Source organism: Sulfitobacter faviae, from assembly GCF_029870955.1.
In the GTDB taxonomy this organism is placed as follows: Bacteria; Pseudomonadota; Alphaproteobacteria; order Rhodobacterales; family Rhodobacteraceae; genus Sulfitobacter; species Sulfitobacter faviae.
This window is the reverse complement of the sequence record NZ_PGFQ01000004.1, coordinates 1-12,796: the sequence shown is the minus strand read 5'-3', so window position 1 is coordinate 12,796 and position 12,796 is coordinate 1. Positions and strand designations below refer to the sequence as shown.

At 49.2% G+C, this 12,796-nt stretch carries 10 protein-coding genes and 4 pseudogenes; 4 read left to right on the top strand and 10 right to left on the bottom strand.

Going from position 1 to position 12,796, the window contains the following annotated elements; all coding sequences use genetic code 11:
- The first annotated feature begins 78 nt into the window (after nt 1-78).
- From CUR85_RS18375 to CUR85_RS18360, 4 genes are all read left to right on the top strand, one after another.
- On the top strand, nt 79-1,431 hold the full coding sequence (locus CUR85_RS18375) for a beta/alpha barrel domain-containing protein (protein WP_280323081.1): 1,353 nt from the start codon (nt 79-81) through the stop codon (nt 1,429-1,431).
- Nucleotides 1,432-1,434: 3 nt separating this feature from the next.
- Nucleotides 1,435-1,845: a cytidylyltransferase domain-containing protein gene (locus CUR85_RS18370; protein ID WP_280323080.1), complete on the top strand. Its 411-nt coding sequence runs from the start codon at nt 1,435-1,437 to the stop codon at nt 1,843-1,845.
- Between the two features lie 92 nt (nt 1,846-1,937).
- Nucleotides 1,938-2,174: a glycosyltransferase family protein gene (locus tag CUR85_RS18365; RefSeq protein WP_280323079.1), complete on the top strand. Its 237-nt coding sequence runs from the start codon at nt 1,938-1,940 to the stop codon at nt 2,172-2,174.
- Nucleotides 2,171-2,680: an HAD family hydrolase gene (locus tag CUR85_RS18360; protein WP_280323078.1), complete on the top strand. Its 510-nt coding sequence runs from the start codon at nt 2,171-2,173 to the stop codon at nt 2,678-2,680. Before CUR85_RS18365 ends, CUR85_RS18360 begins: the two co-directional genes overlap by 4 nt.
- Nucleotides 2,681-2,880: 200 nt before the next feature.
- Here the strand turns inward: CUR85_RS18360 and CUR85_RS20645 are convergent.
- From CUR85_RS20645 to CUR85_RS18305, 10 genes and pseudogenes are all read right to left on the bottom strand, one after another.
- Nucleotides 2,881-3,677: pseudogene (locus tag CUR85_RS20645) on the bottom strand (integrase core domain-containing protein); the annotation flags it as partial.
- A 290-nt stretch (nt 3,678-3,967) separates the two neighbouring features.
- Nucleotides 3,968-4,774, bottom strand: a complete 807-nt coding sequence (locus CUR85_RS18345; protein WP_280323077.1) for a glycosyltransferase family protein — start codon at nt 4,772-4,774, stop codon at nt 3,968-3,970.
- Complete coding sequence (locus tag CUR85_RS18340; protein WP_280323076.1) at nt 4,764-6,071, bottom strand: glycosyltransferase family protein; 1,308 nt, start codon at nt 6,069-6,071, stop codon at nt 4,764-4,766. The genes CUR85_RS18345 and CUR85_RS18340 overlap by 11 nt, the downstream gene beginning before the upstream one ends.
- On the bottom strand, nt 6,068-6,799 hold the full coding sequence (locus CUR85_RS18335) for a hypothetical protein (protein ID WP_280323075.1): 732 nt from the start codon (nt 6,797-6,799) through the stop codon (nt 6,068-6,070). Before CUR85_RS18335 ends, CUR85_RS18340 begins: the two co-directional genes overlap by 4 nt.
- Before the next feature lie 246 nt (nt 6,800-7,045).
- Nucleotides 7,046-8,053, bottom strand: a complete 1,008-nt coding sequence (locus CUR85_RS18330; RefSeq protein ID WP_280323074.1) for a hypothetical protein — start codon at nt 8,051-8,053, stop codon at nt 7,046-7,048.
- Between the two features lie 409 nt (nt 8,054-8,462).
- Nucleotides 8,463-8,816 (bottom strand): annotated as a pseudogene (locus CUR85_RS18325) (integrase core domain-containing protein); the annotation flags it as partial.
- A gap of 39 nt (nt 8,817-8,855) precedes the next feature.
- A pseudogene (locus CUR85_RS18320) lies at nt 8,856-10,064 on the bottom strand (IS3 family transposase).
- Between the two features lie 1,233 nt (nt 10,065-11,297).
- Nucleotides 11,298-11,561: a hypothetical protein gene (locus CUR85_RS18315; RefSeq protein ID WP_280323073.1), complete on the bottom strand. Its 264-nt coding sequence runs from the start codon at nt 11,559-11,561 to the stop codon at nt 11,298-11,300.
- Nucleotides 11,549-11,995: a ParB N-terminal domain-containing protein gene (locus CUR85_RS18310; RefSeq protein WP_280323072.1), complete on the bottom strand. Its 447-nt coding sequence runs from the start codon at nt 11,993-11,995 to the stop codon at nt 11,549-11,551. The genes CUR85_RS18315 and CUR85_RS18310 overlap by 13 nt, the downstream gene beginning before the upstream one ends.
- A 72-nt stretch (nt 11,996-12,067) precedes the next feature.
- Nucleotides 12,068-12,796 (bottom strand): annotated as a pseudogene (locus CUR85_RS18305) (ParA family protein); the annotation flags it as partial.

Genomic DNA, 12,796 nt, shown 5'->3' with positions numbered 1-12,796 from the left:
ACTAGCGACGAGTTCCTGCAAAGCCTTGATATTCCTAAAGAACTCACCGTGGCGGTAATGGTCAATGGAAGCGACCTGATGACCGACCTCGGTTTAATCCCGACTTTGGAAAAGCTCTTTCCGGTACCCGCAAAGGATACGCCAGTTGATCTCGTTCGCTTTGCTTGCCACCTTCGTGAGGTTAGGAGCGTCCTTCCCGCGGTTACATGGCTAACTGAACGAGGCTATCGGGTTGGCTTCAACCTGATGCAGATTGCAGATCGGAGCCGAGAGGAGGTTTTGGATCTGGCACTCGCCGCCTGTGAGTACCCACTTGAGGTGCTCTATTTCGCTGACAGTATGGGCAGTATGACGCCCGACGACACCACACGTATCATTGGCTGGCTGCGCGAGCAATGGGATGGTCCGATTGGCATACACACTCATGACAACATGGGCCTCGCTCTCCAAAACACCCTACGCGCGCATACGGAAGGTGCTACTTGGCTAGATGCTACAGTAACTGGAATGGGGAGGGGGCCCGGCAATGCCCGCACTGAGGAACTAGTGATTGAGGCGCAGGCCTTGCGCAACCGCCCGGCAAATTTAGTCCCTTTAATGGCGCTCCTACGCAAGTACTTCCTTCCGATGAAAGAACGTTATGGGTGGGGCACCAATCCATTTTACTTCTTGTCTGGAAAACATGGCATACACCCCACCTATATACAAAATATGCTGATGGACTCCCGCTATTCAGAAGAGGATATCTTAGCGGTTATTGAGCATTTGCGTAGGACTGGCGGTAAAAGCTACAATGACAATACTTTGTATAATGCCCGTAACTTCTACAAAAGCACAGCCCAAGGTCATTGGTCCCCCAAAAACTTGCTTGCGGGTCGCGACGTTCTGATTTTGGGAGCTGGGGCTGGGGTTTCTGAGCATCGTATTGCCCTTGAATCCTATATACGAAAGAGTAAGCCTATTGTAATTGCGCTCAACACACAAAGCGGAATTGATGAGGAACTGATAGAACTCCGGGCGGCGTGCCATCCGGTTCGTTTGATGGCAGATAGCGAAACCTATCTTACCTCTCTGCGTCAGCCCCTAATCGTACCGTTTTCAATGTTGACTGACGATATGCGTAGCCCACTTCAAGACAAAGACGTTCTGGACTTTGGTATAAGCCTTTCAGATGGGTTCTATTTTTCAGAAACTTATTGTGTATCCCCCAGCCTTTTGGTGATGGCCTACGCATTGGCTATAGCAGGGTCAGGACGCGCCAAACGGATTTTTCTAGCAGGGTTTGACGGGTATAGAGAAGGTGATCAACGTAATCGCGAGGCAGAGGATATCCTACGGCTATTCGATGAGGTGCCCGGCAGCCCAGAAATAGTATCTATTACCCCATCGCGATATGAGCATCTGAAACAGGTTTCTATATATGGAATGTGACCTATGACCGCTTGCGTAATCATCCCAGCACGCTATGCATCAACCCGCTATCCAGGCAAACCGCTTGCCCCTCTCCTTGGAAAGGCAATGATCCTTTGGGTGGCGGAACTAAGCGCCCGCGCTGTAGGGCAGGACCATGTATATATCGCTACGGAAGATGCACGTATTGTAGATGTGGTTGAGGCCGCAGGTTTCAAAGCTTTAATGACAAGTAAGACGGCTTTAACCGGTACAGATCGTTTGGCCGAAGCCGCACAGATGCTCGACTATGACATCTACATTAATGTGCAAGGAGACGAGCCATTAGTGAACCCAAATGACATCAAGCGCTGTGTCGAAATCAAGATGGCTAACCCCACTCATATCGTTAACGGTTTTGCTTGGATCAGCGAAAACGAAGACCCCATAGTGTAAATATACCCAAGGTAATCACTACCGAGAACGATGTTATGGTCTACATGTCTCGGACTGTAATTCCTGGGTTCAAAGAACCCGAAGATGCGCCGATGCGCTACAAAAAGCAAGTTTGTATCTATGGGTTCACCGGGGAGGAACTACAAGCCTTTTCGGACTTTGGACGCAAAGGCACATTAGAGAAGCATGAAGATATTGAGATCCTGCGGTTTCAGGAACTAGGGCGAAATATAGTTATGTACGAAACTTCACCCGGGACGATGGCCGTAGATGTGCCAGAAGATATCGCCCCCGTAGAAGCCGCGTTGAAGCGGCATTGGGAACTATGAAGCTAATTGACTATAGAACCCTGGTTTTCGATTGCGATGGGGTGATCCTGGATTCGAACCGCATTAAGACAGAAGCCTTTCGCCAAGCTGCCTTACCCTATGGCGCAGCGGCAGCTGATGCTTTGGTAACTTACCACCTTATCAACGGTGGAATTTCTAGATATGCAAAATTTGAGTATTTTCTTAAGAATATTATAAAGGGTATTGAACCCAATTCCGGTGGATTGGCTTTACAATCTCTTTTGAAAGATTACGCGATCGCCGTGAAAGAAGGGCTGATGGAGTGCGCTGTTTGTAAGGGGCTAGGCGACCTGCGTGAAGCCATGCCCAACCAAACTTGGTTGATTGTTTCGGGAGGGGATCAAACGGAACTCCGGGAAATATTTGCCGCTCGGGGAATAGATCATTATTTTGATGGCGGTATTTTTGGCAGCCCAGACAGCAAAGAAGCTATCTTGTCGAGAGAGCAGGCAGCTCAGACTATAACCCCAAAGCTCTTTTTCTAGGCGATAGCACTTATGACTATCGTGCTTCACATGCGGCTGGTATTGATTTTGTTTTCGTCAGCGGATGGAGCGAGTTGCCCGATTGGGCTGAATTTCTTAGGAAAGAGAAAATTTCTAGTGTTAGCAGCATTAGTGAATTAAGTATAGATTTCTCCCTCTAGAATACTTTCTTATCTTGACATAAATAATTATGTTGGTCTTGTCTGGTTGGACAGGGACGAGTGTGGCCTGACCGCATTGTAGTCGTAGCGCCACAGGGCCAACTTGCGCCGTGCGTCACCTAGGGTGTCGAATATCTCCTCGTTCAGCAGATCGTCCCGCAGGCTGCCGTTGAAGCTCTCGATAAAGGCGTTTTGCTGCGGCTTACCCGGATCAATGTAGTGCAACGGCACCTCATTCTCGTCCGCCCATTTCAGCATGGCCTGACTGGTGAACTCCGTCCCATAACACCTCTGGAATAGCGCTGATTGAGAGACTATGATTGTCTGCGCATCCCTCAAATAGCGCAGCAGGTGACCATAGCCGGGTCTCAGGCCCCTACAGTGGTTCTGCAGCAAACCACGCTGCAATAGAGACCGACTATGACCGATACCACTATTGCACAAGCCGAGCCTGTTTTGGTGGCGATTGATATCGCAAAAGCCCACCATGAAGTTCTGATCGCTGTTCCAGGTAAGAAGCGCCTTCGCTCGTCAATGTCGTCAGGCTCGACCTTACCCTCGAACCGATGGCGGGCTGGCGGCCTCCATTCCCAGCAAATCCTTCAACACGACGTTGTCCAGCATGGTGCCGACCAATAGGCGCTTGAGCTTGGCGTTCTCGTCCTCATGCGCCCTCAACTCGGCGGCCTCGGACACGTCCAGGCCGCCATACTTAGCCTTCAGCTTGTAGGTGCACAGGCCATGCCTGCGGCACATCTCAGCGGTTGGTATCCCGCTTCCTGCTCCTTGAGCAGCATTCCGATAATTTGTGCACCCGTAAAGCGGCTTTTTCGCATATGCCTGCTCCTTCAAAGTTGGCGCAGCCTCTACATCACGGTGAGAAACTTCGCAGGGGCAGGTTAACCACGACGCATAACTGAGAATAGGTCAAATCTCGGTAGAAACTACCGATTCAGTTCTCAGTAAAAATGAACAGATAGCTCAACATGCTGACTTTAATTGTGCTCCATTCTTGAATATATAGCCCTAATACCATCTATAAAGGAAGAAATATTCAAATCCTTTTTCAAATCATTTCTCGCCTCAAGATACTTATGCGCTTCAATAACTTGATCGACCGAAATATCTAAGAACGTGTCATCCTCCACAAAAGAGGATATTCTTCGCCTGCATATTCTTCAATTGCAGGATGGCGTCGAGCCACGAAAGGTACTGAGTACTGGACGCATTCGCAGATGGCATTGTTGGCCGAGGTTTCATGAAGACTAAGATAAAGTACAGAAGAACATATCAAGTCATCATAGTCCTGATTATCAAGAAACCCTACGTGATCGTGGCTGAGAACGTCTTTTAGAATATTAGGTTGATATTTCTTATAGCGTTGCTCTATAAAATCCCTAGCATAATGATTTATAACAATAAATTTTCTTATATTTGTTTCAAGACTGACGAACTTGCTAAAATCCCTAAGCCAAGCTCCTACCAATAGAAGCTTAGGGTCATTAATGTACGATTCCAGATCAAAACGCTTTACGGTCCCGGGCATGGGATGCTTTAAAGAAAAGACATCAAGTTCTGGATAAATAGCCTTCACTTGCTTTCGCATATGATCAGATAAAGTAATAATCCCGCGACAATTTTTCAAAGCCATGCGCCACTCGCCCATGAAATACATCTTCGATAAGTTATTTTGGGAATACATCGCCCAATTAGGAGTGAGCAATGGAACGTGCATAACGCCGAACCAAGGCTTCTCCATCATTTGTCGAGTGATTTCTTCGTACTTCGGGCTTAGGAACATTTTTTCAACCCACCATACGAACGTCAGATCATCAGATACTTCCACTTCTTTGGCAAGTTTATTGAGTATCTCATTATTCGAGAAACGGTGTTTTCCATAGCTTTCCGCATGCGCGGCAATACTAAATTTCATACTGAAGGCCCTTATAACCGCGTCGCCGCAAAATTTCTGCCATTAAAGACGAAACCAGGGATTGCTGTTCCACCGGTTGCGCATGGTCAAAGAATTTCTGGCGGATCAAAACGCCCAACATTGTTTCTTCGATATGTGATTTAGAAGTAATGTCTTTAGTTCGAAATGTACGCTTGGAGCCCCGGCTCACAATACGTTCCATAGAATCGAAAAATTCCTCAACAAGAACCTCCTGAGCTCTCCTCAAGGATTCTGCTTTTGCATTGTAACTCTCAAGATCAAGGGTTCCTAATGCATTTCTAAACGCTTCTTCGGATGAGAAAGCCGCTTTCAATGCACTTTTGCTCTCAAGAACGAGAGCTAAACCACTTTCCTTACATGCCATTACAGTAGGGATCTCCGCCGGTCCAAGACATAGAATCACACCCCCAGCTTCAAGGTAGTCGACAAACTTATTAGAAAAGCTATGCTTCAAAAAAATTTTCGACGTTTCGTCAAAATTATATGGTAGCAATAGTATGTCAGCCTCGCTCATCTTTCTTTGGAATTGTTCGACATCAAGGTTGGATTTAAAAGCATGAATATTTTGCGAGTTTTCGACTAGTTGTTTAATCTCTCCCCAGAGTCCACTGTTGGACCAGAGAGACAATGAAACCCATTGATTAGAAGAAACCTCTTGAGCCAGGCTAGCAATAGCGCTCTCGTTCATCTTTTTATCAATGCTACCAAAATAGAATATCTTGATTGGCTGTCCGGAAAAGCCTACATTAGCTGATGTTTTTGATACCGGCTTACGAATAAAGTTAGCGAGCACCTTAGGCTTATATCCGAAGCATTTCTCCAAATCTTCTATACTTGAACTGTGGATAGTTAAAAACTGGTCTGCATTCTTAACTAAAACGTCATACATATGCTGAACATAGGCAATACGAGTGTTCGACATCTCTGAAAAGCTGGGTTTGTCCATATAATGGACAATTAGTGGAACTTCGTGAAAACGTGAAATTAGCTTACAGGCTAATTCGAGAGTCGGAATGTGTGGAGAAAGGCGTACATAGAAAACAGAGGGCTTAAGTTCTGAAACATAATTAAGAACAGCGTCGTGGTGTATATTGCTTTTGTAAACGTCCACAACAGCCTTATCTGACCCAACTTCAAAAACACGGCAATCTGTATTGTTGATGCATTGCACGGGATGAATACTATAGCCAGAACCATGGGAAAAAATCTTCTGAGTAAGTTGGCCAACTGCACTGAAGTCGCCAAACTTTCTCCAATCCAAAGTTAGAACTTTCATTGAATAATCCACTCTGGCTTTCGCGGAATACTTTCATGTACAAGACTGCGGTCTGAGATCACCGACAAACCGACGCCTTTCGCAGCTAACCAATTTCTAAGGGCTAAAGTTGAATTGGCAACAGTAGTGATTTCAAGATTCGTGATTTTGGTACTCATTTCCACTTTATTTTGCTCATAGAAGTGTTCATTATGAAATGCTGTATCATTCTCTTGACTGATTGTGCCTATGTCCCATGAAACTAGATTAATATGAGACACCCCTGCTAGTAGGGCGAGCGGGATTGCGAGTTCATACATAAGCCCTGGCCCCCATCGAGCTTTTCCATCGGTGATTTTGTCTAAGTTTTCCCACCGGTTACCGCCAGCAGTACTTAGGGAGAAACCGGCGGCGGTATTAGGGCCATTCTCTACAACCTCAAACGTAGCATTACAATTTGCACCCTTCGCCTGAATCATTTCATTGTGCTTACGATCGAACGTAGTCCAAAAAGTGGGGCACTGTATGCGATCCCACTCATATCCACTGAAGTTACAAAAGTTCATAATCAGTGCATCACAATCGAAATCTACGATATCGATCGATTGTTTGATGCAAATAACAAGCGACTTATCAAGCCGTAAACGGAGAGATTCGACGTCGACATTCTTTAAAGAAGGGCCAGCAGCGAAAATATAGGCTTCCCGACCAGAGAAAAGCCCGTTTGAAAGATCAAATCGTCTGGTCAATGGAAGGGTAGATTTCCAAAGGGTACGATAGTATTTTTTTCGCCAGTACATAGGGCCCTCAACATAACTCTACTAACATCTAGCTTTGAACGGATAATTACTTACTAAGAGACTTTTTTATAAACCGTAGTGGTGCGGTTATACGCCAAGAGGACGATTGGTAGAGATCCTCAATCATCCTATTTTTCTCTTTAACCGACCTATCTAAAGTCGCGTTAGAAAATTCCAAACTATTCATTCGACTATTTAAGTCCAGTATTTTTTATCTCGCTGAAAGATGATTTCTTCGATTCGGACATTTAGGCTTTTTATTTCCTGATCCCGTTCAGAGATGATTTCTCCTATTCGGTTATTCAGGCTTAATATTTCCCTATCTCGCTCAGAGGCTATTTCTTTATACTGTAGTGCATCCTGAAGCTCATTGAATACCTCTTCAACCGAGTGTTGCAACGAGATTATTTGAGACAAGAGCATTTCGATCTCAGCTTCGGCAAATCGGTTTTCACCTAATAGCTGCGTCATTTCTATTTTTGTAGCATTAGCTTGCTCAACAAGAAGTTTGACTTCAGTTGCTTGTGTGTCTGCTTCAATAAGGGCTTCTAGCTGATCCGACACTTTTTTTTCTAGAATTTCAAGTTCTACACTTTGCTGTTCTTTTACGTCGGCGTCGTATTGTAGTTGAGCGCAGCACTTCAACGCAGCAAGTGCCGTATCAAGCTTTTCCTTCTTACGTTCAACGAGTGGTATCGATGACGCTTCAAGTTCTTCGCTAAGCTTTTGCGCCTCAACGTCTCTTGTAGCTAAAGCCTCGGCGAGCAACCAGTGCAATGCGCTTCGCTCTATACTTTGCCCATTAGTTAATGTAGTTGGATATCGTACATTGTACCCGGTTTTACGAGAAACTTCTCGAATGGCACGGTTAGGATCAGTTATAATTTCCTCCATCAAAAACATAGAGGCTTTTCTTCGGCTACGTCGATATACTGCTAGGATGTTCGCCGTCTCTAACTTCCACTCTTCAAGTTTTTCAAGTGGATCAGAGCGTTGCGCTATTGTAGTTACAAGTGTATCAACGAGGCCGCGACCAACAAGGATAATTCCTTTTTGATTCTGAAAAACATGAGCTTCACTGGAAGCTGTCCCTTCATTCAACTTTTTGATTTTAGGAAATATTCCGGCTAGTTCTTGGGAGAATTCAGCTGTGCAACTTTCTGAAAACAACCAAACGTGACCAGTTTTTCTATTAGGTGACATACCGATCCCTTTAGTTGGCAAAAAAGTAGCTTATAATTGTATTTCTGTTTCTCGGAAAGATATCTTGGATTGAATTCGGTTGTCTAAGTACTGTTCCAGTTTTCGTGAGATGTTGCGTCCGACGCAAAAGCTCCCACGGGTGCCCATATATTTTCTTCATCACCAATTTACTCCGTGCGAATGTTTGATACGCCGTGCATCAAGTAACGTTAAGAGCTCTTCGCTGCCTAACCTAGCCCAACTATCAGTTCAAGCGCTGCACAGCACTGTTAAAACAATGCAAGTGATGCAAAGTTTGACGCGTGTAGGTCTGACTTACTCCCTATTGAGTTCCCTGATCTAGGTCTCAGAATCCGCCCAACCCCTGCCCTGTTACCTTTTTTAGACCTGCCCTCCGCCGGATCATCGTTCATAACGAGAGTCTACAGGTTGGATTTCGGTATTCGGCTTCTCCGTCTGGCGCAAGTGCGCCGGGCGTGGAGCCCTCAGATTGCTCAAACGCTCGGCGCGCTTGCTGCGGTGTCTGGTTGTCCAGGGACGAGTGCGGTCTGACCGTGTTGTAATCATAACGCCGGAGGGCAAGCTTGCTCCGTGCGTCCTCCACACTATCGAAGATTTCCTCGTTCAGAAGCTCATCCCTAAGCCTGCCGTTGAGGCTTTCAACGAAAGCGTTTTGCCGAGGCTTACCCGGATCGATGTAGTGCCAAAGCACCTTGTTCTCGTCGGCCCATTTTAAGATCGCTTGACTGGTGAACTCGGTCTCATAGCATGTCGGTGGACCGGCCCCCGTTTCACCGGACACCTAAGCGGTTTCGGTTTTAGCCTTGATGAACTCTCGAGGCGATCGCCATCTTAGGCCGCTGTCTAGGTGGTTGTCGTTATAGTCCTCGATCCATTCTCCTATCAAATTCAAAACGGTTTCGGCATTGGGTAGTGGATTGACGCGTACGTAATCGCGTTTGAGCGTCTTTACGAAGGCTTCGGACATGCCGTTAGATTGCGGGCTGGCGACTGGGGTGAAGCATGACTTCAGGCCGATCTGGCGAGCGAAGATGCGGGTTTCCTTTGCTGTGTAAGCGCTTCCATTGTCGGATAAGACCTCAACAACCTCTGGGGCGTAATAGCTGCCGAAGCGTTTTTCGACGGCCTCCAGAAGCATGTCACGCACGTCCGAGCCGCTAATCCCGGCATTGGCGACAGCCCGCCAAGCGATGACCTCGCGATCATGAGCATCGAGCAAGAACGCCGCGCGGATAACATCGCCATTCCAGCAGGTGAACTCCAGCCCGTCAGAGCACCAGCGCAAGTTCGACCGCATCATGATGACCTTGCCATCGTGGGCGCGTTCGGGCCGGTCGAAGCCGGATCGCTCCAGCAGCAGGTGATTGGCCTGCGATAGACGCGTTTATGATTTGCCGGGGCAAGGCCTTCTGCCTTGAGTTCCAGGTTCAGCACTGCACAGATCCGACGGTAGCCATAGGTTGGGCGTTCCGCCACCAAACACTCGATACGTGGCAAGAGCGCCGCGTCCTGAGCTTTATAATAGCTCCGACGCGGCTCCGTGCTTCCCCTCTGCCGTTCATGTAGGTTCGAACGGGATACGCCTAACGTCTGTGCCACCGCCTTCATCGGGAACCGCCCGGTTTGAGGTGCCGCAGGCACGCGCAAGCAAGGTCGGTTTTTTTGAGCGGGACTTGTCGAGCGCTTCCTTCAAGATCTCCACTTCCAGCGTTTTGCGTCCCAGCTGACGCTCAAGCTCCCGAACGCGGGCTTCCATCTCTCGAACAGCCTTATTGCTGGTCACGCTTTCATCTCCTGTCACAGCGACACTCCCTCCCTCAAGCATCAATCTACGCCAACGATACAACAGATTGGGCGCCACGCCATTACGACGAGCAACGGCCGAAACACTATCCCCGTCGTAGAGGGTCTCTTCAACGATCCGCAGCTTTTCAGCCGCAGACCAGCGTCGACGGCGCCCACCATCAGTAATGATTTCCATCGCAGACATAAGCATGTGCTTAAGGCTATCCTTAAGCCTCCTTGGTCAGTCCGAGGTGTCCGGTCGAAATGGGGGCCAGTTCAGTCGGAAAGAAGTGCCGTGGAGACGTTATGGCCGTCTGCGCAGCCCTCAAATTGCGCAGCGGGTGGCCATAACCGGGTCTCAGGTCTCAACAGTGGTTTTGCATAGCCCATTGTTTGAGACGCTGCTGGAGGTCTCAGAGACGCGTTGCCGATGTCGATCATCAAAAGCTGCGGCGTCCTTATCCTGATAGGTGATGCTATAGCGGATGGAGTCGTAGATTGCGATCTTGCGCGCCGTGGCCGTCACTGCCTTTCGCTTGCCTATGCGCGTTCCCAGCCGCCGGTAAAAGGCACCCAAGGCCGTGTCGCTTTTTGTCAATCGTCACGACAACCAGACGAAACAGATCGGCTGCACGACTGGAGGACCGTCGTCTCCGCGAAGATAGCAAATTCTCTCCGGAAGTTTTGTTGCCTGAGGCCAAGCAAGGCCAGACGGTGACGTGCTTGGCACTCTTCCAAGCGCACAGGTGGGGGCACATCTGGCCACTAGCTTCAATACCAACGATGGTCTCAGACTATGGTTCTGCGTTAGGTTTGTGCCCAACACACCGTAGAGTGCGGCCCGAAAGACGGCGCATTGTCCTGCTTAACGCGCATTCACCAGAATAATCTCGAACGCCAGTATCCAGTAAACGCCGTTCGATTTCATTACCACGCTAGTGACACCACACTATCGGTACTAAGTGGCGAGTTCGTGCAGAACCTGTGTGAATATCCCGAAGGATAACACTAGAATTTACCATCCCTTCCTAAGAAAGATTTATTTTCTTTATATATAACAGTACCTTGTAAAATTATGTTTCGCGTGCGAAACATTTGGGTATGCCATTTTCTGGCGACACCTGAGACTATGCCTTCCAATCCCGGACCAACGCCTCAATTGCATCCATCAAATCATCTGTTACAGCTGGACCAGATAAGCGCAGCGTACCTTTGCTGCGGCTTACGGTAATTGGCGATGCCGGGATAGTGGGTGCAGGCTTTGCTGCCCCCTGCCCCACCTTCTTAGAATATGAACCGCCCTCCAGAGCCTTTTGTATCAAGGCTGCTTCATCCTCCGGCGTGGCCGGATCTGCTTTACGAAGCCTGTCATAGAGACGCTTCCCCCACTCCGGCTCTGCCTGCAAACGGGTCGATACCGCGAGGCCGAGGCGTTCAGTCAGTGCTGAAGGGTGACGGACATAGCGCCGAGGGTTTCGACCACCGGGAGGAAGCTTTTAATCTTAGACCGTTTGGCACGAGAAGCGGCCGCGAAAAGGCTATTCAGGGCCTCTTTTTCGTTGCGAAACACGCCTTCACGAACAGAGCCAGCGACGATACTGGCCCGTTCAAAATAGCTGAGGCCGACACGGATTTCGTTTTCCTCGACCATGGCGATATAGGCATCTGAGGCGGTATCCGGTTTACGGATCAGCGCCAGCACATTGCCCGGCCCCCCCCACGCTGTGCGAGGCTGCGTAAGGCACTAATACGGCGCCAACCAGAGATCAGCCCGTAGCGGCCCGGTGTTGTCTCGACCACCTCAATCGGGGTCTGCTGCCCGCGTGCCAGAAGAGAAGCTTCGAGTGTTGCCATTTCTTCGGGGTCGATTGTGATCCGGTCGCGGATCATATGGGCGGCATCTACTGCGTCGAGCGGGATCTTCTGAACCAAGCGCCCCTCTTCGCGGGCCGCCTGCATTTCGCCCGCGACAGTCTCTAACGCGGCGGTTGTGGCCGCCTGCCCCGCGACATCGGCGATCGGCGCGCGGCGCTTCATGTGATCGGGCGCATATCCAATTGGAATGTCCATGGCTTTAGTCTCCGGCGCTGCGATCTGGGACGGGTCCGGAACAGCAAGGCGTTTACGTTTGGCCATGGTAGCCTCCTGCAGAAAGAGTGAAAAAAGGGTTAGCCCGACGTACGCAGTTCAAAGGGAGGGTAGGGTGGTTCATGACGCGCCCTCTTCTGCCACGTCCCGTGCCCATGCGCCGATCAAAAGCTTTTTGAACGCGGCATAGGTTTCATCAAAGGTCTCGCGGCCCCGGGCATAGGTCTCACGGTTAAAATCACGGTAGTCGGCCTCATAGATACCATTCACGCTTTCGCCCGCTTGCCCGATCAGTGCTGTAAAACCCTGACGGTGGGGTGACAAGGTTGGCCCTAAATAGGCTTGCATGAGTGCCGCCATTTCGGCCTGCTGGGTGCTGTCAAAACGGGTGATGACCGCGCGCACCGCATCCCATTCGAAGTTAACCTCTGGTTGGCCCAGGGCACGTGCAGCGACGTTTTCCCCGTCTTCGATTGAGGAGAATGTCGCGTGCAGCATGTCAAAGAAACGCCCTGTGGAATCAAACTCAAGGAAGGACGCGCCCAAGGGCACCAGCAAGATGTCAGCGGCGGCCAATCCATTGATCGTCAGATAGCAAGCGCGGGCGGCGTATCGAGGAAGATGACATCGTAGTTGTCCAGTACACCATCGGCTTCTAGCCGGTCGGTTAGCGCATCCCAAAGCTTCCAACGCGTGCGGCCATGCGCCAAACGGGAATTTGGAATTCCGCCCAGTAGAGGTTTCAGCTGCGCACCGATCAGATCAATGTTGGGCCAATGGGTTTTCTGGATTAGATCATCTGAGGTGATTTCGCGCTGCATCGCTAAGCGCATCATCCAGCGGCTGCGG